The 25,605-nt window shown below is 69.0% G+C and carries 24 protein-coding genes and 1 pseudogene; 13 read left to right on the forward strand and 12 right to left on the reverse strand.

The genetic code is table 11. The features are described from left to right. Nucleotides 1-8: 8 nt before the first annotated feature. The 3 genes from IPI43_31340 (at nucleotide 9) to IPI43_31350 (ending at nucleotide 4,311) form a co-directional block, all read left to right on the forward strand. Nucleotides 9-1,802: a sigma 54-interacting transcriptional regulator gene (locus IPI43_31340; protein ID MBK7778559.1), complete on the forward strand. Its 1,794-nt coding sequence runs from the start codon at nucleotides 9-11 to the stop codon at nucleotides 1,800-1,802. Nucleotides 1,803-1,945: 143 nt separating this feature from the next. Further along, the gene (locus tag IPI43_31345) at nucleotides 1,946-2,497 is read left to right on the forward strand and encodes a hypothetical protein (GenBank protein ID MBK7778560.1); all 552 of its coding nucleotides are present in this window, start codon (nucleotides 1,946-1,948) and stop codon (nucleotides 2,495-2,497) included. Then, nucleotides 2,494-4,311: a carboxypeptidase regulatory-like domain-containing protein gene (locus IPI43_31350; GenBank protein ID MBK7778561.1), complete on the forward strand. Its 1,818-nt coding sequence runs from the start codon at nucleotides 2,494-2,496 to the stop codon at nucleotides 4,309-4,311. The genes IPI43_31345 and IPI43_31350 overlap by 4 nt, the downstream gene beginning before the upstream one ends. Nucleotides 4,312-4,453: 142 nt before the next feature. Here IPI43_31350 and IPI43_31355 read toward each other — a convergent pair whose 3' ends face one another. The 3 genes from IPI43_31355 to IPI43_31365 all read right to left on the reverse strand — a co-directional run bounded on the left by IPI43_31355 (nucleotide 4,454) and on the right by IPI43_31365 (nucleotide 7,296). Continuing rightward, nucleotides 4,454-5,974 (reverse strand): hypothetical protein, encoded by a 1,521-nt coding sequence (locus IPI43_31355; protein ID MBK7778562.1) that lies wholly within the window; start codon nucleotides 5,972-5,974, stop codon nucleotides 4,454-4,456. Nucleotides 5,975-6,440: 466 nt separating this feature from the next. Continuing rightward, nucleotides 6,441-6,902, reverse strand: a complete 462-nt coding sequence (locus tag IPI43_31360; GenBank protein ID MBK7778563.1) for a hypothetical protein — start codon at nucleotides 6,900-6,902, stop codon at nucleotides 6,441-6,443. Between the two features lie 10 nt (nucleotides 6,903-6,912). Next, on the reverse strand, nucleotides 6,913-7,296 hold the full coding sequence (locus IPI43_31365) for a thiol reductase thioredoxin (protein MBK7778564.1): 384 nt from the start codon (nucleotides 7,294-7,296) through the stop codon (nucleotides 6,913-6,915). Nucleotides 7,297-7,408: 112 nt separating this feature from the next. Here IPI43_31365 and IPI43_31370 point away from each other — a divergent pair, with 112 nt between their 5' ends. Continuing rightward, nucleotides 7,409-7,885, forward strand: a complete 477-nt coding sequence (locus tag IPI43_31370) for a hypothetical protein (protein MBK7778565.1) — start codon at nucleotides 7,409-7,411, stop codon at nucleotides 7,883-7,885. 111 nt (nucleotides 7,886-7,996) lie between these two features. On the opposite strand, the gene IPI43_31375 is transcribed toward IPI43_31370, so the two are convergent. Together IPI43_31375 and IPI43_31380 are read right to left on the reverse strand one after the other, a co-directional pair. Beyond that, entirely contained in the window at nucleotides 7,997-8,485 is a 489-nt protein-coding gene (locus tag IPI43_31375; protein ID MBK7778566.1) for a hypothetical protein, read from the reverse strand. 191 nt (nucleotides 8,486-8,676) lie between these two features. Beyond that, the gene (locus tag IPI43_31380) at nucleotides 8,677-9,144 is read right to left on the reverse strand and encodes an SRPBCC family protein (protein ID MBK7778567.1); all 468 of its coding nucleotides are present in this window, start codon (nucleotides 9,142-9,144) and stop codon (nucleotides 8,677-8,679) included. Nucleotides 9,145-9,210: 66 nt separating this feature from the next. Between IPI43_31380 and IPI43_31385 the strand changes: the two genes are divergently transcribed. Then, nucleotides 9,211-9,732 (forward strand): hypothetical protein, encoded by a 522-nt coding sequence (locus tag IPI43_31385; GenBank protein MBK7778568.1) that lies wholly within the window; start codon nucleotides 9,211-9,213, stop codon nucleotides 9,730-9,732. A gap of 57 nt (nucleotides 9,733-9,789) precedes the next feature. Here the strand turns inward: IPI43_31385 and IPI43_31390 are convergent, their stop codons facing one another. Further along, complete coding sequence (locus IPI43_31390; GenBank protein ID MBK7778569.1) at nucleotides 9,790-10,908, reverse strand: hypothetical protein; 1,119 nt, start codon at nucleotides 10,906-10,908, stop codon at nucleotides 9,790-9,792. A 344-nt stretch (nucleotides 10,909-11,252) separates the two neighbouring features. Here IPI43_31390 and IPI43_31395 point away from each other — a divergent pair, with 344 nt between their 5' ends. Beyond that, on the forward strand, nucleotides 11,253-11,993 hold the full coding sequence (locus IPI43_31395) for a hypothetical protein (GenBank protein ID MBK7778570.1): 741 nt from the start codon (nucleotides 11,253-11,255) through the stop codon (nucleotides 11,991-11,993). Between the two features lie 12 nt (nucleotides 11,994-12,005). On the opposite strand, the gene IPI43_31400 is transcribed toward IPI43_31395, so the two are convergent. Next, nucleotides 12,006-12,659, reverse strand: coding sequence for a CoA pyrophosphatase (locus tag IPI43_31400; GenBank protein MBK7778571.1), 654 nt, complete (start codon nucleotides 12,657-12,659; stop codon nucleotides 12,006-12,008). A 26-nt stretch (nucleotides 12,660-12,685) separates the two neighbouring features. On the opposite strand from IPI43_31400, the gene IPI43_31405 reads away from it, so the two are divergent. After that, a complete protein-coding gene (locus IPI43_31405; GenBank protein ID MBK7778572.1) occupies nucleotides 12,686-13,171 on the forward strand; it encodes an EVE domain-containing protein in 486 nt (161 codons plus the stop codon). 12 nt (nucleotides 13,172-13,183) lie between these two features. Here the strand turns inward: IPI43_31405 and IPI43_31410 are convergent, their stop codons facing one another. Beyond that, complete coding sequence (locus IPI43_31410) at nucleotides 13,184-14,836, reverse strand: TonB family protein (protein MBK7778573.1); 1,653 nt, start codon at nucleotides 14,834-14,836, stop codon at nucleotides 13,184-13,186. Nucleotides 14,837-15,022: 186 nt separating this feature from the next. Between IPI43_31410 and IPI43_31415 the strand changes: the two genes are divergently transcribed. Beyond that, nucleotides 15,023-16,063, forward strand: a complete 1,041-nt coding sequence (locus IPI43_31415) for an Rpn family recombination-promoting nuclease/putative transposase (protein ID MBK7778574.1) — start codon at nucleotides 15,023-15,025, stop codon at nucleotides 16,061-16,063. 81 nt (nucleotides 16,064-16,144) lie between these two features. On the opposite strand, the gene IPI43_31420 is transcribed toward IPI43_31415, so the two are convergent. Next, entirely contained in the window at nucleotides 16,145-17,056 is a 912-nt protein-coding gene (locus IPI43_31420) for a hypothetical protein (GenBank protein MBK7778575.1), read from the reverse strand. Nucleotides 17,057-17,060: 4 nt separating this feature from the next. Beyond that, complete coding sequence (locus tag IPI43_31425) at nucleotides 17,061-18,167, reverse strand: band 7 protein (GenBank protein ID MBK7778576.1); 1,107 nt, start codon at nucleotides 18,165-18,167, stop codon at nucleotides 17,061-17,063. A 65-nt stretch (nucleotides 18,168-18,232) separates the two neighbouring features. Between IPI43_31425 and IPI43_31430 the strand changes: the two genes are divergently transcribed. The 5 genes from IPI43_31430 to IPI43_31450 all read left to right on the forward strand — a co-directional run bounded on the left by IPI43_31430 (nucleotide 18,233) and on the right by IPI43_31450 (nucleotide 21,079). Next, nucleotides 18,233-18,904, forward strand: coding sequence for a hypothetical protein (locus tag IPI43_31430; GenBank protein ID MBK7778577.1), 672 nt, complete (start codon nucleotides 18,233-18,235; stop codon nucleotides 18,902-18,904). A 54-nt stretch (nucleotides 18,905-18,958) separates the two neighbouring features. Next, nucleotides 18,959-19,591 (forward strand): SMI1/KNR4 family protein, encoded by a 633-nt coding sequence (locus IPI43_31435; protein ID MBK7778578.1) that lies wholly within the window; start codon nucleotides 18,959-18,961, stop codon nucleotides 19,589-19,591. A gap of 96 nt (nucleotides 19,592-19,687) precedes the next feature. Beyond that, nucleotides 19,688-20,425, forward strand: coding sequence for a hypothetical protein (locus tag IPI43_31440; GenBank protein MBK7778579.1), 738 nt, complete (start codon nucleotides 19,688-19,690; stop codon nucleotides 20,423-20,425). A gap of 109 nt (nucleotides 20,426-20,534) precedes the next feature. Next, complete coding sequence (locus IPI43_31445) at nucleotides 20,535-20,768, forward strand: addiction module protein (GenBank protein MBK7778580.1); 234 nt, start codon at nucleotides 20,535-20,537, stop codon at nucleotides 20,766-20,768. Nucleotides 20,769-20,809: 41 nt separating this feature from the next. Further along, a complete protein-coding gene (locus IPI43_31450) occupies nucleotides 20,810-21,079 on the forward strand; it encodes a hypothetical protein (GenBank protein ID MBK7778581.1) in 270 nt (89 codons plus the stop codon). A 52-nt stretch (nucleotides 21,080-21,131) separates the two neighbouring features. On the opposite strand, the gene IPI43_31455 is transcribed toward IPI43_31450, so the two are convergent. Then, on the reverse strand, nucleotides 21,132-21,581 hold the full coding sequence (locus tag IPI43_31455; protein MBK7778582.1) for a hypothetical protein: 450 nt from the start codon (nucleotides 21,579-21,581) through the stop codon (nucleotides 21,132-21,134). 262 nt (nucleotides 21,582-21,843) lie between these two features. Then, nucleotides 21,844-25,189: pseudogene (locus IPI43_31460) on the reverse strand (vitamin B12-dependent ribonucleotide reductase). Nucleotides 25,190-25,605: the final 416 nt, after the last annotated feature.

Below are 25,605 nucleotides of genomic sequence, written 5' to 3' on the forward strand. Positions count from 1 at the left end.
CTGCGACCATGCCGAGCCTCAAATGGATCGCCGACGCCGGCCGCCCCCGCAGCTTCCCGGTCTACAAGAAGATCACCACCATCGGGCGCGGGGTGGGCAACGACATCTGCGTGGACCACGCGTCCGTGTCCGACTTCCACGCGCAGATCGTGTTCGACGGGCGCGATTTCGGGGTGGCGACCATCCACGGGCCAGAGGTGGGCGTCAACGGCAAGGGCAAGCGCAAGTCCAAGATCTTCCACGGCGACCGCCTGCGCATCGGCGACCTCGAGTTCGTGTTCTCGCTGTACGACGAGGTGGCCGACGTGGCCGACGACGAGGACCGCGCGGCGGAGCTCGCCGGCATGCGCAAGCTCAGCGAGTTCAATCGCCTCTTGCTGGGCATTCGCTCCGTGTCCGAGCAGATGAAGGCCCTGCTGGACGCGGTCATCGACGTCACGCATGCGGACAAGGGCTTCGTGCTCCTGATCCGCGACGGCGCGGTGGAAGTGGCCGCGGCGCGCGACGTGCACAGCGACGACCTGCCCGAGGGCGTGCGGCACCTGTCGGACAGCATCCTGCAGCGCTGCATCGAGACGCGTCAGCCCGTCATCGTGAGCGACGCGCTGCACGACGAGTCGTTCAAGGCGAGCGAGAGCGTCATGAACCTGAAGCTCTGCTCGGTCATGGTGGCGCCGCTCATGGCCCAGGGGCAGATGCTGGGGCTCATCTACGTGGGCAACGACAACGTGGTGAACCTGTTCGAGGCGTCCAGCCTGGACGTCATGAGCATCTTCGCGGGCCAGGCCTCGCTCATCCTGCAGAACGCCATCCTGCTGGACGAGCTCACCACCGACAAGGCGCGCATGGAGGAGGCGCTCGGCGGCGGGCGCTTCGGCGACGTCATCGGCAGCTGCGCCAGCCTGCGCGAGGTCTACAAGCGCGTGGACAAGGTGGCGCGCACGGACATCAACGTGCTCATCACGGGCGAGACGGGCACCGGCAAGGAGCTGGTGGCGCGTGAGCTGCACCAGCGCTCGTCACGGGCCAACGGGCCCTTCGTGGTGGTCAACTGCGGGGCCATCCCCGAGAACCTCATGGAGTCCGAGTTCTTCGGGCACGTGCGCGGCGCGTTCACGGGCGCGGTCCAGACCCGCATCGGCAAGTTCCAGGCGGCGCAGGGGGGCACGCTGTTCCTCGACGAGATCGGCGAGATGCCGCTCGGGCTGCAGGTCAAGCTGCTGCGCGTGCTGCAAGAGCGCGTGGTCATGAAGGTGGGCGACACCAAGACCGAGCCGGTGGACATCCGCATCCTGGCGGCCACCAACCGCGACCTCGAGGCGGAGATCGCGGGCGGCACCTTCCGCGAGGACCTCTACTACCGCCTGAACGTGGTCAACCTGCACCTGCCGCCGCTGCGCGAGCGGGGCGACGACGTGATCACGCTCGCGAAGGTCATGCTGGACCGCTACGCCAAGGAGTTCGGCGCCAAGGTCACCGGGTTCACCCCTGGGGCTGTCGCCGCCATGCGCCGCTACGAGTGGCCCGGCAACGTGCGGCAGCTGGAGAACCGCCTCAAGAAGGCGCTGGTGCTGGCGGACACCACGCTGCTGGGGGCCGACGACCTCGATTTGGGTGAAGACGCGCTCGAGGTCATCCTGCCGCTCACCGAGGCGCGCGAGCAGTTCACCCGGCAGTACATCCTCGAGACGCTGGAGCGCAACGGCGGCAACCGCACGCAGACGGCCCGCGACCTCGGGGTCGATCCACGCACCATCTTTCGCTACCTTGAGCGCGAACCGGACGCTCCGGGTCCGGCTTGACGCAGACGGCGGAGCGGACCCTGACATCCGTGTCAGCCTCACCACCGCGCGCCATGACGAAAATGTCCGAGATTTTGCTGCCAACTCGCCCAAAGACGCCTGAATTCAGGGGCGGCACGTGGATTGCAAAGTTGGCCTCTCGGATGCTCACGCTCACGTCCAGCCTGGCCCTCACGGGATGCCTCGCCTTCGACAAGGTGGAGCTGCCGGAGATCCCGGACTACCCGCCCTCGGTGCTGGACGACATGCGCACGCCCTACCCGTCGACCGGCATCATCGAGCTCGACTTCCCCGAGGACGACGACCAAGACCCGCTGCCGCTCATGGTGGTCATTCGCGACCCGAACATCTCGCAGACGTTGAGCTATCGCGTCTTCGTGGACGGCAACCCCAACGAGCCTGGCTTGCGCGTGGCCGAGGACGTGCCGCCGACCATGCCCACCCGCGAGCTGGAGCGTCCGGTGACGGTGAACGTCCCGTTGGCCCGCTTGAGGCCCAACGGCTGCCACCGTGTGGAGCTGATCGTGTCCGGCGGCTTCGGCACCGGCGTGGATCCGCGCGCCCCCGAGCTCACCAACGACTTCGCGAGCATGGTCTGGTGGGTGCGCAGCAGCGACGGCTCCATCACCAGCATCGACCTCGAGGCTTGCCCCGCGGCGCTCGTCCCGGTGCAGCGGAACCCGAATCCCACATGAGCCGGCAGCGTGCAGCACTCGGGCGGCGGCCCTTCGCCGCTGGCATGCGCTTCGGTCGCCTCCGGGCGCTGGGGCTCTTGGCCGGCTCGAGCCTGCTGGGTGTGGCTGGGTGTGGATTCGACGCCTACACCACGGCGGATGCACCGCAGAACGCGTGCACCCTGGTGGAAGACTGCCTGGCCGGCACCTGCGTGGACGGCCTGTGCGTGGAGCCCGCGCCCGAGGCCCTGCGCGTGTTCGTGGAGGTCGAGCCGCTCGAGAACGCCGACCGCACGCTGCCCCACCGCTGGCGCTTCACCCCCGAAGTGGTGGTCGGCCCCGGCGTGCAAGACCTCACGCTGCCACCGGGCGTCGAGGTGGTCGGCCAAGTCCGCGTGGGCGGTCTCTCAGTGCCCGCGGACATCGCCTTCACGCGCATCCAAGAGGTGCCGGTGGGCATGGAAGAGGCGCTGCGCACGCGCACCTACGCCGAGCCCACCAACGTGGACGTGAACGGCACCAGCTTCGCGGCCGACTTCGCGTCGGTGCTCGGAGGTGGTGGCGTCTACGACGTGACCATCTCCCCCACCACGGCGCCCTTCGCCTCACTGGACGAACTACTGCCGCCCACCACGGCCAACCGCGTGGTCCCGCCGCTCTTGCTGCGCAACGTGGCGCTGCCCACCAGCGTGGCCCGCTGGGAGCTGCAGGTGGACATCGCCGACTTCGCGACGCCGTGCGACGCGAACGTGCGGGTGGGCTGCACGTTGAGCGGCGAGATCATCCGGGCGAGTGACCTCGGCGTGGAAGAGTTCGAGACCGGCCTGCAGGTGCGCGCCGTGGAGCGTTCGAGCGGGCGCGTCGTGTCGTCGCTGGGCGTCACCGAGGACGGCCTCTTCGCGGTCGCCGTAGCGCCGGACACGGGCCCGTATGCCCTGCGCATCAGCGCCGGCACCGACCGCCCGCTGTTCCCCGAGGTCACTACCGACGTGGTCTACGACGACACCGGCGCGCTGCGCGTGGAGGTGCCCGCGTTCGTCCCCGTGGTGTACTCCGGCACGGTGGAGACGGCCGAGGGCGTGCCGCTGGCCGACGCTCAGGTGCAGTTCAGCGCCGTGGGCCTGGTCAGCGCGGACAGTGGGTTCGAGGCCAGCCTGCAGCGCACGGTGGTCACCGGCAGCGGTGACGCCGCGGGCCAGTTCGAGCTGTCCCTGGTGCCAGGCGTCTACGACGTGATCGTCACCCCGGCTGCGGCCCCCACCGCGGACCCGCGCGACGAGCCCGGCATCCTCGCGCAGCGCGTCACCCTGGGCGACGGGGTGCGAGAGGTGCGGGGGCAGGTGCTGGTCGTGCCGCGTCGCGCCAGCTTCGGCGCGCAGGTCTGGACGCCCGCCGGTGAGACGCTGCCCGTCGCCGTGGAGGCGAGCCCGCTGCGCCGCGAGGGCGCGCAGGGCTTGGTCTCCCGCTACAACCGCTCGGCCACCACCAGCGCAGGCCCGTCGGGCTGGTTCGACCTGCGCTTGGACCTCGGGCTCTACGACATCGTGGCGCAACCTCCCGCCGAGGGGGGCTTCCCGTGGGTGGTCTTTCCAGGCGTCAGCGTGGCCATCCCGGGCAGCACCAGCGCGCGCATGGTGGACATCGGCATGCCCGTGCCGCGCAGCGGCGTGGTGCGCGGAAGCGATGGTACGCCGCTCGCGGGTGCTCGCGTGACGGCCTACGTCATCGTGGACGACCCCGAGGGTGAGCGCGCCCTGCGCGTGGCCACCACCCTCAGCGACGCCGACGGCAACTACCGCTTGCTGCTGCCGAGCCGCCTCGAGCCCACCCGCTGAGAGGCGCCGAAAATCGTCCGGGCGCGGCTTACGTCCTCGCGCCAGGGCTCGAAATGCATGAGCATTCCTTCGCCCTGTCGCTGCGGGCGCGCTCGCGCTCGAACGATTTTGGGCGCCTCTCGAGGCGCCTCTCAGCGGGTGCTCAGTGGATGTCGAACACGGAGAGCGCTTGGCTCGCGATGGGCACGAACTGCGGGTCGCGGCCCAGCGAGAAGCCGAGCGCGATGGGCACTTCGTAGCGGTCGATCTGGAACTCCCAGACCACGGTGGCCGTGCCGGTGGTGCCCAGGGTCGAGCACGCGTCGCGCGCCGGGCGGCTGTTGCGCGCGGTGATGTTGCGGCGGTTGGTGACCAGCTGCAGGCGGTCGCACGCGAGCAAGCGCGCCAGGTCCGAGCGCTCTGACGAGAGCCCACGCTCGAACGAGCGCTGCGCGTCGCTGACGTCGCCCTCGGCGTCGCCGACCGCGTCCTCGGCGGCTTCGAAGGCATCCTCGGCGGCGGAGATGGCGGCCTCGTCGCCGCCGCTCTGTGCGGTGGCCAGCGTCCCGCGCGCCGCCTCGAGCGCCGAGGTGGCCGACAGCAGCGCCGCCTGGGCCGTGGACACCGCAGACTGCAGGCGCGCCTCGATGGCCGCCGTGTTGATGGTGATGGTGGTGGCCAGGCGCACCAGGCGCTCGCCCTTGGTCTCGATCTGCGCCTGGGTGTAGTGCGTCATGCTCAGCTCGGTGGAGACCATGCTCCACTCGTTGCGCGTGACGTTCACCGTGGGGGTCTGCGCCGGCAGGTCGGTGCGCTGGGCCGTGTGCGCGCTGATGCCCCACGACGCGAGGTGGTCGCGCTTGGCCGCGCCGCCGTCGCTGTAGGTCACCCAGTTGCCGCTCGCGTAGCCGGTGGTGCCGTCGGGCAGCTGCACCTGCTGCATGACCATGGCGGCGCCGGGGAGCGACACGGGCACCGGTACGCGCACGCCCGCGCCCATCTCGTAGGCCGCGGTGGCCACCACGTAGAAGTTGCCGGAGATGGCCTGCGGCTGGACCTCCAGCAGCGAGATGGAGCCGCAGCGGGCGCGCATGGTGAAGCGCACGCGCTCGCCCGGGCGCCAGAAGTACTCCTCGCCGGTGTCTTCGCGCCAGACGTTGCCCGGCCCGTCGCTCACGCGGCGGCCCACGATGATGTGGTTGTCGCTGTTGCGGTAGGGCAGGCAGTCGCGCCCACCGCGCGCGCCCTGGATGCGGATGTCGCTGTCGAAGATGGGCATGAACAACAGACGGTCGGTCACGTTGGTGACCTCCACCTGCATGGCTACCTGGTAGCCCTCGTCGCGCACCCAGTCACGCTCGTTGGTGGTGTCGGCCACCAGCGGCGGCATGGGCGTGCCGCGCGACTCGGGGTGGTAGAGCTGCACGCTGCGGATCTGCACCTCCACGCCCGTAGCCTCGGGCGGCGGCTCGTTGGCGGCGGCCGGATCCGCGCCGGGAACGGCAGCCGGGGGCGGGGTCCCGGGCGGACGCGCTGGCGGCACCCCGGGCACGGGCGGCAGCGCGGGCGCGATGGCCGGCACGGGTGGCGTGGGCGCAGGCGCGGCTTCCTCGTCCCCACCGCAACCCAACATCTGCGCGCCAATCAGCAGCGCGAGGAGAGATCTCGTCGACGTACGCAACATGCTCGCTTCTTTCTTGCGACCCACCGCCGCGACCCCGTGCCACGGCCCACACCGCGTCAGGCGGCTCGCCGGCATCATACGCGCGCCTCGGAGTTTTCTCCTACATGTTGTGCGCGCGGTGGTGGCCGTCGGGGGGTGATCGATCGGAGGGGGACGGGCACCCTGGTCTGCGGGTGCGCTCGCGCTGGCGCTCGCTCTGATACCTCCCTGAAAACGGCACTTCGCGCTGCGCGCTGCGTTTGTTTTCTGGGGCCCATCAAGCCCCGCTGCCCAGGGCGCCCGTCCCCCTCCACGGTGGCGCCTGGACCGGCCCAACCGTGCGGGCAACACGGAGCGCTCCCCTCGGCCTGGGGGCTCGACTGGCTCCTCCGGAGCGCCCCGACCGGACCTCCCGTGCACGGCTGGCATGCCATCAGGACGCAACGCGAACAACGCGTGGCGACTCGCATCGGGATGCTCGGCGAAGCTATCCGGCGTCGCGGTCGCTGCCGGCGGGGAGGCGGGGCTGCACTTCGTCGCGCTCTTCGGCGTCGCCGGACTGCTCTTCGAGGGCGCTCTCGATGACCTTGGTGGCGAGGTCGTCGAGGTGGGCGCGCAGCTCCGCGCTGGCGCGCTGGTAGTGCGGCCAGAGCGTCTCGTCCATGAAGGAGCGCGGCACCCGCGCCATGACGGTGGTGCGGCGCTGTCCCTTGTAGCGGTAGGGCTTGAGCTCGTAGCGCCGCAGGAGCGCCAGCAAGAGCCGCTTGCTCCACATGTCCTGCGTGGTGAGCCGGTACTCCACGGGCGGCGCTTGCTGCTCCAGCAGGTGCAGCCGCGCGCGGATGCGGTCGCGTGCGTTGCCCGCGGCGGCGGCCTCACCGGGCGTGGTGGCGCCGGCGATCAGGTTCTCGAGGTCGCGCAGCTTCTCGAGGAGGCGAGCTTCATCCATGGGCGCGTCCCTATGCCGCGGTGGGCTTCGGAGGCACGCCGAACAGCTCCTCGATGGCCTCGGCGAAGTATAGGCTGCTGCGCACGCCCACGATGGTCTCCACCACCTTGCCGTCTCGCATGAAGAGCACCGTCGGCGTGGCGCGCACGCCCAGCTCGGCCGACGCGCGCGGCGCGGCTTGCGTGCCCATCTCGCAGATCTTCACGCGCCCAGCGTAGCGGCCCGCGAGCTCCATGAAGACCGGCTCGAGGTGCTTGCACGGCGCACACCCAGCGGACCAGATGTCGATCAGCACCGGCAGCTCGGCCTGGTTCACCTCGGCGGCGAAGTTGGCGTCGGTGAGCGAGACGGGAGGCTGCTTGGGAGCGCCGCGAAGAAAGGAGAGAAGACCCATACGGAGGCGCTGCATAGCACGAGCGCGGGCGGAGACGGAGACCAAGGGGATCGGCGCCTGCTACAGCGCATGATAGAAGGCGAGACCCCGCACGGATATGGCTCAGTTCTTCATGACCCCCGATGAGTTCTCCGAGTGGCTCGGAGGAGTGACCCGAGCTGGAGTCCGAACGCTTCGTCGTCGCGCTGGCGTCTTCGAAGACCTCATCGTTCCGCTCGACGATGCTGATATCCGTTGCGTGTTCGTGGCAGCGGGGGTCGATGGGATTCCCCCGGAGCAGCTGGAATTTCTGCCTGGTGCAGACTGGGTGACGATCACGCCTCCTCGTTTGGTGGGCAACCAGCTGCTCATGGCGGAGATTGCGCCTGGACGAAAGGACGCCGGCCGACGCCTCTATGCCACGCTCCGCCGTTCCCTCCGTACCCGTGCTCCCCTCGCGACGCGCGCCACCAACGTCGTCAGCCAAGGCTCCATGGTCTACAACGACGTTGGTTCAACGGAAGGCGCGAAGAGACTGGGGGACTCCGGATTCGAGCTGCGCCAGGAGGGGGTGCTCAACATCCGCTACCATCCAGAGCCGCGGAGCTGAACGCAGGTTGGAGGGAGCGAGACCAAATTAGGTCTCCTTCTCCCTCCCCCATGCGTCGCCCCGCGGTCACCCGTCTAGACGAGCGTCCACGGCCCGGGTGGTCAGGCGGGATCACGCGTCTCGGTCGCCCGGGGCGGGCCAGTTGCGGCCGATGGCGCTCCAGTCGGGGTCGCGGGGGTCGAGGCCCAGCGCTTCGATGTAGTGGTCCTCCACGATCAGGAACTGCTTGCGGTAGGGCAGCAGGAAGCCACCGTGCTCGGCGCGGATGGTGCTGGCTTCGTCGTAGGACGCCGACCAGATGTTCCAGTAGGCCCCGCCCAGGTCGCGGTGCATGAGGGTGCCGAGGTCGGGCTTGGTGGCGAGCGTGGCGAGCGCTTCGCCGCTCAGCACGGCCTTCGTGTGGGGCCAGGTGGCAAAGCCCAGCGCCTTGGCCAACGCCGTGAGGCAGTGCTTCCTCTGGAGTGTGGCGCTCAGCTCGGCGTCGCCGAGGGCACGCAGCTCGGGCAGCTGGCGCAGGGCGGCGAGGGCAACGGGGTCAGCTTCGGTGGCGCGCTTGTGCAGCAGGCGCGCGCGATGTTTGACGTTCTCGACCGGTTCCATGACGAACTCCTCATCGGTGGCTCTCGCTTCCCGCTCCTTGAGAGGCGATGGTTTCGACACGGTGTAGGACCGGGAAACAGATGCGGAGGGTGATGAGACTTTCGGCGGGAGAGGCGCCCCTCAGCGCCCGAGCGGCAACCATGTGGCGCAGTTCGCACAGGCGCAAGACCCCCCGTTGCGAGGCAGAAGTTCTACTTCACCACGTTCGCCTGGTGGAGTGCCTCGAGCCTCTCCTTGGCGCTCACGAGGCGTTTGCCCATGTTCCAGCGGAAGATGTGGGCCAGCGCGGCGTCGCCGTGGGCGCCGAGGAGGCGGGTGCGGAGCGCCATGCTGTAGCGGAAGGTCACCTCGGTGTGATCGCGGGGGAGCTCCTTGTAGATCCAGGAGCCCGCGAACGCGCCGAACATGGAGGGCCCGTAGGTCATTTTCACGGCCACGCGCTCGAAGGGCTTGAACGAGACGTACTCGGTCTCCATGGCGCGTCCGGCGTGGTCCACGCACAGCGCGCGCACACCGACGGCCGACGAGGTCGCGCCGCCCACCAGCTCGGCCTTCGACAGGAAGGCGTCCCACTCGAGGCGCCGAGCGTAGTCCTGCATGATCGTGAAGAGCCACGGGCGTGGGGCGGCGATCTCGATGGAGCGGGAGAAGGTCTTCATGACGGTTCGGTGCGGCTCGCACAGGGAGTATCGCTTGCCGTGGTCGCAGTGGCATCCTCGGAGGCGATGAACGCCCTCACTCGTGAGCTGTTCACGGCTGCTCGGTGTGCCGACCACGCAGCGGTGGAGCGCCTGCTCCTGGACCCGCGCGTGGACCTGCTGGCGCGCGATGAGCGCGGCCGAAGCGCGAGCGAGTGCGTGTCGGTGGGCAACGTGTCGATGGACCCCGAAGACGTTGCCGCGCTGCACGGCCTGGCCCGCACCCTCGAGAACGCCACGGAGCGTGTGCGGCGCGTTCAGGTGCTGGGCGCTGTGAGCGACGAGCTCGAGCGCCAGGTGCGAGCGCTGGTGGCGCGTGTGGCGCCCTCGCCCGTGGACAACGGCGGCGGCGCGCTCTCCGTGACTTGCTCCCGTGGGCCCGACACGGGCGCACCGGAGGCCGTCTGGCGTCTGGTGATCGCGGGCGAGTACCGCGGCGCGCTGCCTTCGGCCGACCCCCCCTGGGCGCTCGACGCGGAGCTGCGAGTGGTGCTGGACGAGCACACCGGGCTGCGCGAGCTCGCGCGCGTGCGCTGGGTCACGACCTGACGCGCGCGGAGCTCGCGCTGGCGAGACCCGCACGACCTCGTCGCCCGTGGAGCGCCGTCAGCGGACTGTCTCGAAGTCTGCGCCTCCACCGAGCTGCGCGTTCAGGAACGAGAGCAGGCCCGGCGTGTCCGTCAGCGCCGTCACGGACAGTGCGCCGTGGCGTGTGCCCTCGTAGAAGAACTGCCGGTGCGCGCCCGGGCCGGATGGCCCCTCGCTCGTCTCGCTCCAGCCCACGTAGTCCACCAGCCCATCGGCGAGGAAGCTGGCGGACGGGATGCGGAAGCGCGCGATCAGCGTGTAGAGCGCCTTCACCGTCACGTCGTCGTAGGTGCAGATCAGGGACGAGCGCAGCTCCGGATACAGCTCGTGGAGCGTGGCGAAGGCCGTGTGCAGGCCCTCGGTCTCGCAGCGCGGGCACCACGTGAAGAGCGACTCGGCCAGCTCCCACTGGCTCGCGATGTGCCCCTGGCCAGCCTCGTTGAGGTAGGGGGCACGCAGCAGGGGCCCCGCGTCGTTGATCAGGAAGGGCAGCGGCGCGTCCGTGGTGGCGAAGGCGCTCGCGAAGAGGTGGTAGTTGCCGGTCACGCCCACGCCGCCCGCGCTGAAGCCCGCGAACGTGATGCGCGTGGCGTCCTCGAAGGCCGGCACGGCGCGCGGGATGACCTGCATGAGGTTCGCGCGCCCACGCTGGTGGATGGTGCCCAGGCGCGGGTGCTCCACCAGCGCGTCGGCCAGGTGGAAGTCTCCCGTGCAGTGCGGCACCACGATGAAGTTCGCGTCGCGGAACGGGTTCTCGGCGGCGTCGCGGTCGAAGAGGCCCGCATCGGGGCTGGACATGCTGTGCAACCACGCGAGCGGATCGTCCCCGAGCCCCACGAGGTTCTCGTCGAGGAGCCCACAGCTGGCCTCGTCGTAGCAGATGCCACCGCCCATCAGGAAGAACACCAGCTCGCGGCTGCGCGAGGTGAAGTTCAGGAACACGCCCGCCGCGCTGCCATCGCCGCACACCATCCCGTCGATGGGCACGTACTGCCAACTCTCCTCCTGGGCCTCGCTCACGGCGAAGGGCTCGCCTGCCACGAAGCCCGCGCTGCCCCACGGGTTGGGCGGAGCGTCGTCGTCGCCGCACCCCACGAGTGAGATCAGCGCGAACACGAGCACGAGCAGACGGGACATTCGGGTGAGCATCCTCCGATTCTGCCTGCCAGTCAGGGTGTCCACCTGTGGAGGTCGGACAGTCTCTAGTCATTTCAGGCCAAGGTGAGCTCGGTAGCCGAGCCGGGGCTGGAGAGCTCCGACGGGTGGCGGTTAAGGTCCGTTTAAGATCGGTGACCGCCACCGTCTGGTACATGTCACGTCAACCGCAAGTGCCCAATCGGGGGGCAGAAGAACGAGGTCGTATGATGGGGAAGCATGTTGTGATTGGCGCTCTCGTTGCCTTGGCACTCACAGCCTCGGGCTGTGGCGGCGGTGATGCGGACGCTCCTCCGCCCGGGGCCGCTGCCGGGGCGGCTCCCGCTGTGCCCGCGCCTCCTGCGCCACCGGCCGTCACTGTCGCGAGCTGCACCACGACCACCGCGGCGGGCACGCTGTGCGACGAGTTCAATCAAGCGCAGTACGCGAGCTTGGGCGCGGCAGGTGTCTTGGCCATCTGCACGCGCGAAGTCTCGAACGTGGTCCGCACCAACGTCCCCTGCTCGCCGTTCGATCAACTCGGGTCCTGCATCTTCCGAGACCACGTCATGTATGGCTACCGGGGCGGAGCCGCCCGTGAGAGCGACTACCGGGCGGTGTGCGGCACCATGACCGGTCGCTACATGGCGGGGGGGCAGATGGGTGAGCCTGGTCCCGACGCGGTTCATCCCGACGCGAACACCGCGCTGGCGGTGGACCAAGCGGTCCTCTATCTCTGCCCGGATGGATGCACCGCGACCCGCATCGCCCGTGTCGTGGATCTCCTGCCGGATGGGCGCGTGACCGTGGAGGACCAGGGTGAGCGGGCCACTGTGACGCGCGATCGCATCTGGGTGGGCAGCTACACCGCTCTCCCCAACGGACTCGGCAACAACGAGGCCGATGACTTTCCCACCATCACCGACGCACCACTCCCGGCAGGGACCGAGGTGTGGGCCAAGGACACCTGGTGGTATCGGGGTGTCGTCGTGGAAGACACCGGTGCTGACCGCCTGCGCGTCGATCTCTACGGCTACGTCAGCGGTCCTCAGGAAGTCACGCGCCGCAACGTTCGCCTTCATCGCTGAAGCCGCGACCTCTCACCCCAGGATGTCGGCCCAGCGCAGCGTCCCAACGCGCGTCGGGGGAACCGGCGCGCCCACGGCCGCCGCGAACACCTCGAGCATGTCGTAGAGCACCTGCGCCGTGCCGCCGAACACCACGCGCGGCGCGCCGATGTCGAAGATAGGGCACACGTACTCCTGCCCGTTCAGGTCCCAGGGGATGCCCTCGATGAACGGCGCGTCGAGCCAGCGGTACAGGTCCAGCCGATGCACCGCGGCCACCTCCGCCGCGTTGGGCGTGAAGTCGTCGTGCGCCAAGAGCGCCACCGTGGGGTGCAGGCGGTAGTCCGACGTGTAGAGCGGGTAGCTCGAGAGCGTGCCCAGCACCCGTGGGTCCTCGATGCCGAGCTCCTCGCGGGCCTCGCGCAGGGCCGTGGCGGTCAGGTCCACGTCCGCACCATCCTTCCGACCACCTGGGAGCGAGATCTCGCCGGGGTGCTCCCGCATGGTGGTGGGGCGCTGCTGCAGGATCACGTCGGCCCGCTCGCCATGGAGGTGCAGCGGCACCAGCACGCCGGCGGGGAGGTGGTTGGTGCGCCCGGGCAGCGCGGGGAAGTGCACACGCTCGCGCCGCAGCAAGACGTCTTCGATGGCCTGGGTGAGGCTGGGTCGCGCGGGTCTTGCAGGCACCTGACGGTTGTCTTACACCGGCGCGCATGGCGAAGCGAGCGCGCGCGTACTGGCTGATGAAGACCGAACCGGAGGCCTTCTCCATCGAGGACCTCGAGCGCAAGCAGCGCGAGGCCTGGGACGGGGTGCGCAACTACATGGCGCGCAACTACATGCGCGACATGCAGAAGGGCGACCTGGTGCTCTTCTATCACAGCAACGCGGCGCCTCCGGGGGTGGCGGGCATCTCCGAGATCGTGGCCGAGGCCTATGCGGACCCCACGCAGTTCGACCCGAAGAGCAAGTACTACGACCCCAAGAGCCCGCCCACGAACCCGCGCTGGTCGCTGGTGGACGTGGGCTTCATCGAGCGCTTCGCAGAGCTCCTGCCGCTGGACGTGCTGAAGGCGGAGCCCTCGCTGACCGACATGGTGGTCGTTCAGAAGGGCAGCCGCCTCAGTGTTCAGCCGGTGACGAAGGAGCAGTTCAAGACGGTGCTGGCGATGGCCAAGGCCAAGACCAAGGTCCGCTGAGCGGGCCGCGCGTCAGTTGGTGGCCAGCATGAAGGGGTAGGTCACGGCGACCATGCCGCCGCCCTCGGGGGCCGGGAAGGTCCAGCGGCGCACCGCACTGGCGACGCAGCTGTCGACGCGGGCGGCGCCCAGGCTGGAGCCCGCCACGGTGGCGGCCGACACCGAGCCGGTGGGCCCAATCACGAAGCGTACGGAGACGGTGCCGCTGATGTCGGGCTGGCTGATCAGGCCCTGCTCGTAGCAGTGACGCACCTCACCGAGGCGGCGGCGCACCACGCGGCGGATCGCGTCGGCGGAGAGTGCGCTGGTGGACACCGTGGGAGGCAGCGGGCGAGCTTCGGGGCGACCTGGCTCGCGGGGGCCGAGCTCCCCGCCCGGCGTACCTTCGCCCGAGCCGCCCGTGCAGCGTGGCCCGCGGCAGTTGCCGTGCGTGCCGATGCGGCCGGTGCCGATCAAGCCCGCCACCTGGCCATAGTTGCCGCCGCGCCCGGTGCCGGAGAGGCCCAGCCCGCCGAGGCCGAAGTTCTGGCCCGCTTGTGCGCCGGTCAGCGCGCCGAGCGCCGCCACATCACCCGAGCCCACGGCTTGGTCGGCGCCGAAGGGCGAGGTGGGCATGTTGAAGCTGTTGGCCAGCGCGGCCAGCGCGCCGATCGCACCTGCCGTCGCGGCGAGCTCACGCTGCGTGTCACGCGACACCTGCACGTCCTCGGGGTCGGCCTCCCCCGGGATCTCGAAGCGGTTGTCCGTGCGCTCCGCCGTCTCGTCGCCCATCTCGCCAGCCTCACCCGGCGCCGGCGCCGACTCCTCGCCGCTGCCGTCGTCCGACGTGGTCTCTTCGGGGACGGGGACCTCGGTCTCGGGCGGCGTGATGATGAACTGCGCGAGCCGCGAGTTGGGGTCCAGCACGTCGCTGTTCAGGCCCGCCACCGAGGGCGGCGAGAAGTACATGGCGCCCAGCAGCACGCCCACCATGGCCAGCACGCCCGCCGCGTAGGTGAGCGGCGCCCAGTCCCACGCGAGCCCGGCCGCCACCTTCTTGCCGGCGCGCACCGGCTTGGTCACGAAGGTGAAGCCCTTGTAGTGCATGGACACGGTGGCGCCCGCGGGCAGCACCAGCTGACGCGCGCCCGGCAGCTCCGCGCACGGCTCCAACATGATGCTCTCGATGGTGACGCGCTCGCCGTCGCGCAGCAGCTCACCCGTGGCGCCCTCGGGGAACACCAGGTGCGTGGCGCCGCCGCTCACCAGCGCGATGGGCATGCGCTGCGTGCCCAGCACCTCGGGCGAGATCAGGTAGTCCACCGTCTCGGTCTTGCTCTCGCTCTCGCCCACCCAGAAGCTGCGCGCGGGGCGCAGGTGGTCCACGTGCAGCACCGAGCGGCCCCACATCACCATCACCTCGAGGGCCTGGTCGGCGCTCTCCACCTCGTTGGCGTCCACGGGCGGGCCGCTGGCCGCGATGCCGTACACCAGCTTCTCGGGGTCGACGCCGCGCAGGTCGAGCTCGGCCTCCGCGGCGCGCGCCTTGCCGCTGGGCGCGAACGGGTTCGGCAGCGAGGTCTTCGCGGCCTGGCCAAAGGGGTTGGCGCTCTTCGCGACGGGCGGCGGGGGCGCTGCGACGATGCGAGGGCGGGGAGGGGTGGTGGGCGTGGTGGGATTGGACACGGTAGCTACTCCAGTCAGCCGTCTCCGGCGTTGGTGGACCAGCACGTCGTGGCTGATCCGTTCTGGGAGTTCTGACAGCGGCCCTCGCCCAAGGTTCCGCGTCACCGTGATTTGTTCCGCGAAGCGACCCCGTCGATAAGCGAGGAGGTGAGCAACTCCGAGTTCGATGGACCGACAAGGAGGCTCATGGCACGCAAACGCCCCAGGCATGCGCAGGGCCCCGCATCTGGGCAGGGCCAGCCGCATGATGGTCTGATCCGCAGCGCGCTCGAGTCCCTCGACAACGTGCGCTCGGCGGTCGCAGCGGTGCTCCCCGCGAAGCTGTTGGCCCGTCTGGACCTGACGAGTCTGCGGCCTGCGCCCGCGCGCATCGTAGACACGTTGCTGCACGCACGGGAGAGCGATGCCCTGTGGGAGCTGCCCTTCCGTGGCCTCGACCAGTCGCTGTGGGTGCTCATCCCGGCCGAGGTACAGGCGAAGTCCGACGTGGACATGGCCCTGCGCACGCTGGGAGTGCAGGTCCGGCTCTGGGAGCAGCAGCGCCGGCTGGGCTTGCCGCTGACGGCCGTCGTCCCCCTCGTCATCAGCCACGGCGCGGACTGGCGCGCCCCCCGAACCATGCTCGAGCGCCTGAAGCTCCCGCCACACATCGAAGTGCTGGTGGCGCCCTTCATCCCGACGAGCACGTACCTGGTCGAAGACCTCGCACGCTACTCGCCTGAGGAGCTCGCGGCGCGAACGGAACTCAGCGTCTCGCTCCGCGCGGCCTACTTCATGCTCCAACGGAGTCGTGCTGCATCGGCCCTCGAAGAGGAGCTCCTGCTGATCGCCGACGACCTCCGCGCCCTCTCGCAGAATCCCGCCTTCCACCACTACCTCACCCTCCTCCTGCGCTACACTTTCCAGACCGCCAACGGTGACATGGACGCGGTGCACGCCCTTCTCCGCAGAACCCTCGATCCTTCCATGGAGAGCCAAATGGGAACCCTCGCCGAACAACTCATCCAACGCGGCCGCACCGAAGGAATCCGTGAGGGCCGCGCCGAGGGCATCCAGGAGGGTGTCCTGAACGGCCAACGCGAGGTGCTCGCGCGGCTGCTCGCGCTCAAGTTCGGCGTACTGCCCAGCGCTGCCCAGGAGCGCATCGCCTGCGCCACCCACGACCAACTCGCCGAGTACACCCTGCGCGTCCTGTCGGCCGAAACCCTCGACGCCGTCTTCGACTGACCCCCGGCCTCCGGCCTCGAAGGATGCTTGGCCATCGCGCGCGAAAGCGTGCTGGAGAAGGATGGCCTCCGGGTCGAGGGACTACTTCTCCGGAACCACCAAGCGCAGCTGTCGCTCGGCCACGCGAATGCGCACGCTCTGCCCCGACGCGAACTCCACGCGATCGCTCTCGATGCCATCGGCGAAGAGGGTTCCGCCTTCGCCCATCTCGCTCAGCAGGTCGAGCGTCTGGCCCGCGCCCACCACGCCGAAGTTCAGCGAGGTGCCCGTGGCCACGGACGGAAACGGCTCGCGCACGAACCACGCGAGGCTCGGCGTGGTGGGCTCGGGCAAGCCTTCCTTGATGCCGCGCTGCTCCGCGATGGAGCGCGCCCAGCCCGTGGCGCCCGTGCCCGTGGCGCAGATCAAGCCCGACGACGAGTGGCGCTCGCTCTTGCCGTCCACGGTGATCTGGTAGCGCGCCGACTGGTGCGTCTGGTGCCCCACGAAGATCTCGTTCAGCGCCAGCAGCCGCTGCCCATCCTCGCGCAGCGCTTCGGCCATGGTACGCGGGCGAATCGCGAAGCTCCCCTCGCCGCTGGCCGCGAAGTCCAGCAGCGCCGCGGTGGCGTCGGGCGGGAAGCGGCACAGCACGCCGTCATAGGTGGCTGGGTCCGGGTTGATGCCGATGGCCAGCTGCCCGTCCAGGTACTTCGCCACGTTGGGCACGAGCCCGTCCTGGCCCACCATCATGATCACGTCGTCGGGCGCGAAGAGAAAGCGGTCCAGCTCGTCGCGGTCCACGCGCGCGTACTTTTGGTCCGACGGCAACGACCGCAGCACGGACGACAGCCCCGTGGTCACGCCCGCGTGGATGCGCTCGAGCGGCTCGATGGACTGCCCACGCGTGGACAAATAGAACTTGGCCTGCCCGTGTGTGCCGTGCCGCTCCAGCAGCAGCTCGAGCGGCGTCTTGCGAGTGACCACCACGATGCGCGCGACGCGTTTCGCCATCGGACTAGGTCCCGCTGCGCTCCGTGGCGAGCTCCGTCACCAGCGTCTTCAAGAGGTCCGGCGTCAGGTTGAGGTGGTTGATCTTGTCGAGCTTCGCTGCGGCGGCCTGCAGGGCGAAGGCCGTGGACACGCGCTGCGGGGTCTTCTCCCAGAGCGCGATGCGCTCGGCCTCGCGCTGCTGCTCGATCTGGTTCCACAGCGTGCGCGCCTTCGTGTCGCCCTCGGCGCGCAGCAGCGTGTCGCGCGCGTAGGCGTCGGCGATGAGCTTGCTCTTCTCCACCTCGGTTTTGGCCAGCGTCATGCTGCGCCGCGTCTCGGCCTCGGCCGTGAGCTGCAGCCGCGCGAGATCCGCCTCCACGCGGGCCTTCTCGGTGGTGGCCACCTGCTGCACCTCTTGCAGCTGGTTGGCGCCGCGCTGCTCGATGAGCTGCTTCTTGCGCTTCTCGAGCTCGAGCTCGGTGGCCAGCTCGTTCTCCTTGATGGCGCGCTCCTTCTCCACGGCCAGGGCGCGGCGCGAGAACATGGCCTCGTCGGCCTTCTGCTGGAGCCCCTCGCGTGTGGGCGTCTGCAGCGCCTTCTCGAGCTCGGCGCTGGGCGCCACCCGCGACACCTGCACGGTCACGAGCGCCAGGCCCATGGCCGCCAGCTCGGCGTCGTTGCGCAGCGCGCTGTCGAGCGCGGCGCGAATGTGCTCGGAGCCCTTCTGCGCCACGTCCACCACGGGCGAGGCCGAAACGAACTTGCGCACGGGCTCGAGCGCCTTCTGCGACCACAGCGTGGCCAGGCGGTCGAGGGGCTGCTCCAGCCACGCGCCGGTCAGCAGCGAGATGGTGAAGTTCACGCGCTGCGCCGCGCGCGCGTGGTCGGTCACGCGGTAGGAGAGCGTGCACTGCACGTTCACCTCTTGGAAGTCCGCCGAGCGCTCGTTCAGCATGAACGTGGTCTCGCAGTCCTCGACAGGCACCTGCGCCACGGCCGCCGACAGCGGGTTGAAGAAGTACGCGATGCCAGCGCCGCTCTTCACGAGCTTGCCGCCCTTGTAGTGCAGGATGAACTGGTTGGGCTCCGCGCGCAGATGCCGCCACAACCCAAACTTGCTGACGTTCGCCATGTGCCACCTTCGTGCGCGGGCCACCGTGTCCCGCGAGGTGGCGATGGTACACTGCACCCCTCTCCATGCGCACGGTCTACGACACCATCCACCTCACCACGGGGTTCCACGTCCCACTGCTGTACCGCCAGATGGTGGCCGACGGCGTCGTCCGCTACGGGAACAGCCCTGCGGAGTGGAAGCAGGTGTGGAAGGAGCGCGCGCTCGTGAACCCGCCGGCGCTGATGATCGCGCACGCCCAGGTGGAGTGGTGGCTCCCCGAGGACATCGTCAACTGGGACGCTCCCGAGCACTTCGACCCGGCCCACAAGCTCGTGCCCTTCGCGAGCACCAGCACCGGAGACATGTGGTGTTGGTATCAGAAGGACGGCGACGAGACCGTGGTGCTCGCCCCCCATGACGAGAATGGCGCCACCCACTTCGCGCCCGACCTCGAGGCCTTCCTGCTGCGCCACATGATCCAGGCCTTCGCCGAGATGGTCGAAGACGACGGCACGGACTTCACGCCCGCGCAGCGCAGCGAGGCCGCGCGGGCCAACGTTCGCACCGTCACCCCCTACTTGAACGAGGGCTGGGTGGCTCTGCTGGAAGAGCTCGCCGCGCGTCCTCTGGTGCGCGACGACGAGTGGGACTGCCTCAGCCTGCTCAACCAGGACGAGGCCATCACGCTCATCCAGACCGAGCTGGACATGCCCACTCTCGGCGAGACCTTTCCGCACTTCCGCCTCGCGCGGTGAGCCGCGAAAACCGGCTGGCGTCTAGGCCGTGGTTTGCGTGAGACTGAGCGCCTCATGAGCACCCTCTACGACACCATCGCCGAGAACACCGGCTTCCAGGTCCCTGAGCTGTTCCGCCGCATGACGGAAGATGGCGTCACGGACTACACCAAGAACCGCGACCAGTCGAGCGTGAAGCCGCCTGCGCTGATGATGGTGAGCAGCCATGTGGAGTGGTGGCCCCTCGAGGACACCGTGAACTGGGATGCGCCAGACTACTACGCGCTCGCGTTCGTGCCGTTCGCGGCCAACGGCGCGGGCGACCTGTGGGCGTGGTACCCCGCGAGCGGCACGGAGGAAGTCGTGTTCGTGCCCCACGACGAGAACGCCGCGCAGCACTATGCGCCCCACTTCGAGGGCTTCCTCTTCCGGCACATCGTTCAGGGCCTCGCCGAGATCTACGAGCACGCGGGCCAGACGTACACCCCGGAGCAGCGCGTCCAAGACGCAAAGGCCAACGTGAACACCCTCGCGCCGTACTTGCGCCCCGCGTGGGTCAGCCTGCTGAACGAGCTGACCTCGCGCCCCCTCGAATTCGACAAGGCATGGCGCTGCTTCGGCTTCCTGAAGCGCAAGGACGCCAAGGAGATCGTCGAGCGCGAGCTGGCCATGTCGAACCTCGGCGAGGAGTTCCCGTACCAGACCTGAGCGCTGCGCCCCTCCCAGCTCGAAAGTGAACACGAGATGACGTCATCGACCTTGAAGCCGACGCACTGCTGGAGAACAACGCTCTGGTTGGCCGCCTTGATCAGCACGAGTCTGGGTGCGGATGCGTCTGCGCAAGCCCCGAGGACCACGCCCGGCGACTTCACCCGTGCCCTCGGCCAGCTGGTGCCCCGGACCACGGGCGCCCAGCCTCGGGTGACGGGACGCCAGCTGGACCTCCCGCCGTTGGCCGGTAACCCGCGCCGCGCCGCGTTCGTGCTCGCCGAGGGTGGGCAGGTCGACGCCAACGACGCGCCCTCCTTCGACCTGTTGCTGGTGGTGCTCGTGGCCCGCGACGGGGCGTGGCACCCGCAGGCAGCCGTGCCCGCCCCCATGGACAGCGCCCCCTTCCTCTACGAGGACGAGGCGCCGCTCATGATCGCCCGCGTCGAGGATGTGGACGACGACGGCGAAGGCGAGCTCTTCGTAGTGGCCAGGAGCAACACCGAGGTGCAGTGCGGCACTGGCTACTGCACAGAGCGCCGCACGCTGGTCTTCGAGATCGGAGAGGCCACCCCCGTGGTCACCGCCAACCTCCCCACCAGCCTCGACTGTCAGGCCGAGAGCTCTGAGCACATCGAGGGCACCGTCCTCATCCGCGACACGGACGGCGACGGCCACCGCGACCTGGTGGTGCGCACGCGCCTGTGCCCGGGGGCCGAGTGGGACGAAGCCAGCGGCGACCTCGTGTCGCCCCCCTGCGCCCCCGCGGTTCTCACCACCTGGCGCTGGAACGCCGCGGACGACCGCTACGTGCAGATGCCCAGCGGGAGCTGAGAAGAGTGCAACCACCCGACGCACTCGTACTCTCCCATGGCGAACGGACGGACCGCCATCCCTCCGCATCCATTTGGCAGAGCCCCGTCGAGGCACGTAGACTCAGGGCGTGACGTCCACCGCCGAGAAGCTGTACGAGGGCGCGATGGCTCTCCCCGACGAGGCCCGGGAGGCACTTGCGCTGCGCATCCTCGACTCCATTCCGAGTTCTCCGCGCAAAGAAGTGGCGGAGGCGTGGCGGGTCGAGGTCGTTCGCCGTCTGGAGGAAGTCCACCGCGGTGACATCGTGACCGAGTCGTGGGCGGAGGTGGAAGCCCACCTCGATCGGGCATTGACGCGCTAGTGCGCTCCCTCCGGTTTCACCCCGCCGCTCGTGCCGAACTGGTGGCGGCGGCCAAGCACCACGAGCAAGAGCGCCCGGGCTACGGGTCCAGATTCCGAGAGGAAGCCCGCACCGTCGTCGAGCAGGCCGAAGCGCTGTCGCGTTCCGCCACGCGGGAGGAGGGCTACCCTGATGGGCTGGAGATCCGAGCGTTCCGCTTCCGCGTCTTTCCGTACTCACTCATCGTCGCAGTCGAGCAGAATGCGCTGCTCGTCCTCGCCGTGGCTCACGCCCGACGCGAGCCTGGATACTGGCGCGACCGCCTCCCGTAGCCTGGACATCGTGTTGCCTTCGCCTTCGTGGGCGCTCCACTCTCATCCTATCTTAGGCGTTCGGCGTTGGTGGCGCTGAGGTGATCTCGAGCATGACGCCAGCAAGGTGGTCAACCAGACTGCGGGGTGGGGGTTGAAGCACGAAGGTTGCCGCCACCTCGAACGGGTCGACGAGCACGTCTTGCTGATCACCCGGGACGCGAACGTCAACGACGAAGCGTCCGTGGAAGCGGCTCTCCGTTTGCGTACACAACAGCCAGAATCCACCGAGTCGGCAGATGAGCAATTCGCCGACGAATGCGGCGAGCCGACTCACGATCCACGCAAAGTCCTCTTCACCGACTGTCTGCCCAACGAGAAACGGGTCGAGTATCAGCAGCGCCGCCTCGGGGTCCGAAACGATCGACGTAGGAACGTCGAACGAGAGGTCCTCAGCAAACTCGACGAGCATGTCGAGGCGCTCCCGCATGAAGTCCTCAAATCCTCGGGAACGATCTTGCATTCCATGACCTCCACCTAGATCGCTCGCCGGCCCCACGAGCCCAACCGCCTACGGCGAGCCCAGTTGAGCCCCCCTCGCGAAAGCTGGAACCCCACGCGCAGGGGGCGGGGCCGGGGAGGGCTTCGCCAGGGACTCGGGGGGACCCCGAAAGCAAACGCAGCGCGAAGCGCGCAGTGCAGCTTTCAGGGGGGCGCCGGAGCGAGCGCCAGCGCGAGCGCTCCCGGGCGAGGCCCTCCCCGGCCTCGCCCCCGTCACGCTGAGGTCAGCTGCAGCCCATGGAGTTGCCGCAGTTCAAGCACTTGTAGCAAGCGCCATTACGCACGGTGATGTGGCCGCACTTGTCGCACATGGGCGCGTCGCCCATCATCTCGCCCAGCTGCGCGTCGAGCGCGTTGGACGGCGCGTGGCCGCCGCTGAAGCCGAACGTCACCTGCTCGGCGGGCTCGATGGCTGCCGCCATGGCCGCTGGCGCTTCGCTGTGGACGAGGCCCTCGATGCGCTGCACGGCGTTCACGTCGGTGGGGTTCGCCAGCTCCGCGCGCTGCTCCTCGGGCGGCACCTGCGCGAAGTCATAGCGCTTCAGGTACTCCACGCCGAGCACGCGGAACACGTAGTCGATGATGGAGGTGGAGAACTTGATGTTGGGGTGGCCCTCGACGATGCCCGACGGCTCGAAGCGCGTGAACGTGAACTGCTCCACGTAGCTCGCGAGCGGCACGCCGTGCTGCAGGCCCATGGACACGCTGATGGCGAAGGAGTTCATCAGCGAGCGGAAGGCGGCGCCCTCCTTGTGCATGTCGACGAAGATCTCGCCGAGGTTGCCGTCCTTGTACTCACCGGTGCGCAGGAAGACCTTGTGGCCACCGATGCGCGCCTCCTGCGTGAAGCCGCTGCGCTTCTTGGGCAGGCGATGACGACGCGTCTCGGGCGGGCGCAGGCCCTCCTGGGCGGCCGTGAGCGGCACGGGCTTCCGGCTTCGCGGCGACTGCCGGTGCGGCCTTGGCCTCGGCGCTCTCCTCCTGCTCGTCTTCCTTGCTGTTGAGCGGCTGGCTGCTCTTGCTGCCGTCGCGGTAGAGGGCGATGGCCTTGAGGCCCAGCTTCCAGCCCTCCATGTAGACCTGCTTGACCTCTTCCACCGTCGACTCGTTGGGCATGTTGACGGTCTTCGAGATGGCGCCCGAGAGGAAGGGCTGCGCGGCCGCCATCATGTAGACGTGCGCCATCGGCTCGATGAAGCGCTTGCCGGTCTTGCCGCAGCGGTTGGCGCAGTCGAACACCGGGAGGTGCTCGGCGCGCAGGTGCGGGGCGCCCTCGATGGTCATGCGACCCACGATGACGTCGTTGATCTCGAGCAGCTGCGCGGGCGTGAAGCCCCAGTGACGCAGCAGGTTGAAGCCCGGCGCGTTGTAGTTCTTGGCGGGGACGCCCAGCCGGTCGAGGGCCTCGGTGCCCAGCACCCAGGGCGCCAGCGCCTGCGACACGTCGAACACGCCGGGGAGCGCCTTCTCGGCCTTCTCGATCTCACGCTCGGTGAGGCCCTTGCTCAGCAGCACCTTGCGGCCCACGTGCGGCGCGTTGGTGAAGGTGTTGGTGCCCGTGACGAAGGACACGATGTCGGTGACCTGCGCCTCGGTGTAGCCCAGGTTCTTGAGGGCCGAGGGCACGCTCTGGTTCACGATCTTGAAGTGGCCGCCGCCGGCCAGCTTCTTGAACTTCACCAGCGCGAAGTCGGGCTCGATGCCCGTGGTGTCGCAGTCCATGAGCAGGCCGATGGTGCCCGTGGGCGCCAGCACCGTGCTCTGCGAGTTGCGGTAGCCGTACAGCTCGCCGAGCGTGCAGGCCAGGTCCCAGTCCTCGCGCGCCGCCTTCAAGAGGTACGCGGGCACCTTCGGGTCTTCGCCCGTGCGCATGGCCACCCAGTTGGGGTCGCCCACCTGGTAGGCCGCGTCGCGGTGCTTGTTCATGACGCGCAGCATGGCGATGCGGTTGCGCTGGAAGCCGTTGAAGGCGCCCTTGGCGGCGGCCACTTCGGCGCTGGTGGCGTACGCGTGGCCGCACATGATGGCGGTGAGCGCGCCGGCGATGCCGCGGCCCTGGTCGCTGTCGTAGGGGATGCCCAGGCGCATGAGCATGGTGCCGAGGTTGGCGTAGCCGAGGCCCAGCGGGCGGTAGTCGTGGCTGTTCTTCGCGATGCGCCGCGTGGGGTAGCTGGCGTAGTCGATGATGATGTCCATCGCGATCATCAGCACGCGCACGGCCTGGCGGTAGCCATCCACGTCGAAGTGCCCCTCGTCCGAGAGGAACTTGGTGAGGTTGATGGACGCGAGGTTGCAGGCCGAGTCGTCCAGGAACATGTACTCGGAGCACGGGTTGCTCGCGTTGATGCGGTCCGTGTTCGGGCAGGTGTGCCAGTCGTTGATGGTGGTGTCGTACTGCACGCCGGGATCGGCACACCACCACGCGGCCTCGCTGATCTTCTTCCACAGGTGACGCGCCTTGAGCGTGTCGCAGGTCTCGCCGGTGGTGCGGAAGCGGGTCTGCCAGTCGCCGTCGGCCTCCACGGCGCGCATGAAGTCGTCCGTGACGCGCACCGAGTTGTTGGAGTTCTGGCCGCTGACGGTGCGGTAGGCCTCACCGTTGAAGTCGCTGTCGTAGCCGGCCGCGATGAGGGCGCGCGCCTTCTTCTCTTCACGGACCTTCCAGTCGATGAAGTCCTCGATCTCCGGGTGGTCGAGGTCCAGGCACACCATCTTGGCGGCGCGGCGGGTGGTGCCGCCGCTCTTGGTGCTGCCGGCCGCGCGGTCGAAGACCTCGAGGAAGCTCATGAGGCCGCTGCTGGTGCCGCCGCCGGAGAGCTTCTCCTGGCGACCGCGGATGGCGCTGAAGTTGGAGCCGGTGCCCGAGCCGTACTTGAAGAGGCGCGCCTCGTTGCGGACCACCTCGTAGATGGCCATGAGGTCGTCTTCGACGGCCTGGATGAAGCACGCCGAGCACTGCGGGTGCTCGTAGGCGTTGGTGGTCTCCATCATCTGGTCGGCCTTGGCGTCCCAGTACCAGTTGCCGCCCTGACCCTCGATGCCGTAGCGCTGGTAGAGGCCGCAGTTGAACCAGACGGGGCTGTTGAAGGCGGCCTTCTGGTCCACGAGCAGGTGGCTGAGCTCGGCCTCGAAGTTGTCCGCCGCGGTCTTGTCCGCGAAGTAGCCGCCGAACTGGTCGCCGGCCTCGCGCAGGGAGTGCGAGATGCGGTAGACCAGCTGGCGCACGCTGCGCTCGCCGCTGTTCTTGTCGCCGTTCAAGCCCGCCTTGCGGAAGTACTTGGAGACCGCGATGTCCGTCGCGAGCTGGCTCCAGCCCACGGGCACCTCGGCGCCCTTGAGCTCGAACACGGTGGACCCGTCCGAGTTGCTGATGGCGCTGTCGCGCTTCTCGTAGACCGTGGTCTCGAGCGGGTCTTCACCCGGAGCCGTGAAACGGCGTTCGACCGTGAGGCCGCCCGCTTGCTGCGAGCGCCCTGCGCGGTGGGCGCCCTCGAGTTCAATCTTCTTGCTCTGCGTTTGCGTTTCTACAGCCACGTTTACCTCCACCGGACGAACACCATCTACGGACATCACCAACCACGAATCACCACGAGCCGACGACCCGATCAGCGCCCCCCAATTCACAGGCGCTCCACAGGATTTTCACCGCTAACCCACAAGTCAGAGGGGTGTTGCGGGCGGCAGCACCACTACCCCTTGTAGGGGGAGGGCGGTTATCCGCTCGTCGCGACCCGAGGTCAAGCCCCCTTTTTTCGAAACCCGACAGCCCCCCCGAAAGGCGCGGAAACCACTGAACAAAATTCTTGATCCAAGCGCCCGGAGCGCGATCACGGAGCGATCTCGCGTGCCCCAGGGGGGGACTCGAAAGGCCATCGACGAGCATCGCGGTGATGGGGGCCATCTGTCCGCAACCTACAAGATGTGGTGGTGGGCTCCAAAAAAATGCGCAACATACGGGGTCAGTGCGCTCAGCGCGGCCGAGTGAG

This window comes from Sandaracinaceae bacterium (genome assembly GCA_016706685.1).
GTDB lineage: Bacteria > Myxococcota_A > Polyangia > Polyangiales > Houyiibacteriaceae > JADJJE01.

What these genes read in the sequence shown, in the direction of transcription:
- IPI43_31340 (MBK7778559.1), top strand. Translation starts at nt 9, where the DNA reads ATGCCGAGCCTCAAATGGATCGCCGACGCCGGCCGCCCCCGCAGCTTC.
- IPI43_31345 (MBK7778560.1), top strand. Translation starts at nt 1,946, where the DNA reads ATGCTCACGCTCACGTCCAGCCTGGCCCTCACGGGATGCCTCGCCTTC.
- IPI43_31350 (MBK7778561.1), top strand. Translation starts at nt 2,494, where the DNA reads ATGAGCCGGCAGCGTGCAGCACTCGGGCGGCGGCCCTTCGCCGCTGGC.
- IPI43_31355 (MBK7778562.1), bottom strand. Translation starts at nt 5,974, where the DNA reads ATGTTGCGTACGTCGACGAGATCTCTCCTCGCGCTGCTGATTGGCGCG.
- IPI43_31360 (MBK7778563.1), bottom strand. Translation starts at nt 6,902, where the DNA reads ATGGATGAAGCTCGCCTCCTCGAGAAGCTGCGCGACCTCGAGAACCTG.
- IPI43_31365 (MBK7778564.1), bottom strand. Translation starts at nt 7,296, where the DNA reads ATGGGTCTTCTCTCCTTTCTTCGCGGCGCTCCCAAGCAGCCTCCCGTC.
- IPI43_31370 (MBK7778565.1), top strand. Translation starts at nt 7,409, where the DNA reads ATGACCCCCGATGAGTTCTCCGAGTGGCTCGGAGGAGTGACCCGAGCT.
- IPI43_31375 (MBK7778566.1), bottom strand. Translation starts at nt 8,485, where the DNA reads ATGGAACCGGTCGAGAACGTCAAACATCGCGCGCGCCTGCTGCACAAG.
- IPI43_31380 (MBK7778567.1), bottom strand. Translation starts at nt 9,144, where the DNA reads ATGAAGACCTTCTCCCGCTCCATCGAGATCGCCGCCCCACGCCCGTGG.
- IPI43_31385 (MBK7778568.1), top strand. Translation starts at nt 9,211, where the DNA reads ATGAACGCCCTCACTCGTGAGCTGTTCACGGCTGCTCGGTGTGCCGAC.
- IPI43_31390 (MBK7778569.1), bottom strand. Translation starts at nt 10,908, where the DNA reads ATGTCCCGTCTGCTCGTGCTCGTGTTCGCGCTGATCTCACTCGTGGGG.
- IPI43_31405 (MBK7778572.1), top strand. Translation starts at nt 12,686, where the DNA reads ATGGCGAAGCGAGCGCGCGCGTACTGGCTGATGAAGACCGAACCGGAG.
- IPI43_31415 (MBK7778574.1), top strand. Translation starts at nt 15,023, where the DNA reads ATGGCACGCAAACGCCCCAGGCATGCGCAGGGCCCCGCATCTGGGCAG.
- IPI43_31420 (MBK7778575.1), bottom strand. Translation starts at nt 17,056, where the DNA reads ATGGCGAAACGCGTCGCGCGCATCGTGGTGGTCACTCGCAAGACGCCG.
- IPI43_31425 (MBK7778576.1), bottom strand. Translation starts at nt 18,167, where the DNA reads ATGGCGAACGTCAGCAAGTTTGGGTTGTGGCGGCATCTGCGCGCGGAG.
- IPI43_31430 (MBK7778577.1), top strand. Translation starts at nt 18,233, where the DNA reads ATGCGCACGGTCTACGACACCATCCACCTCACCACGGGGTTCCACGTC.
- IPI43_31435 (MBK7778578.1), top strand. Translation starts at nt 18,959, where the DNA reads ATGAGCACCCTCTACGACACCATCGCCGAGAACACCGGCTTCCAGGTC.
- IPI43_31455 (MBK7778582.1), bottom strand. Translation starts at nt 21,581, where the DNA reads ATGCAAGATCGTTCCCGAGGATTTGAGGACTTCATGCGGGAGCGCCTC.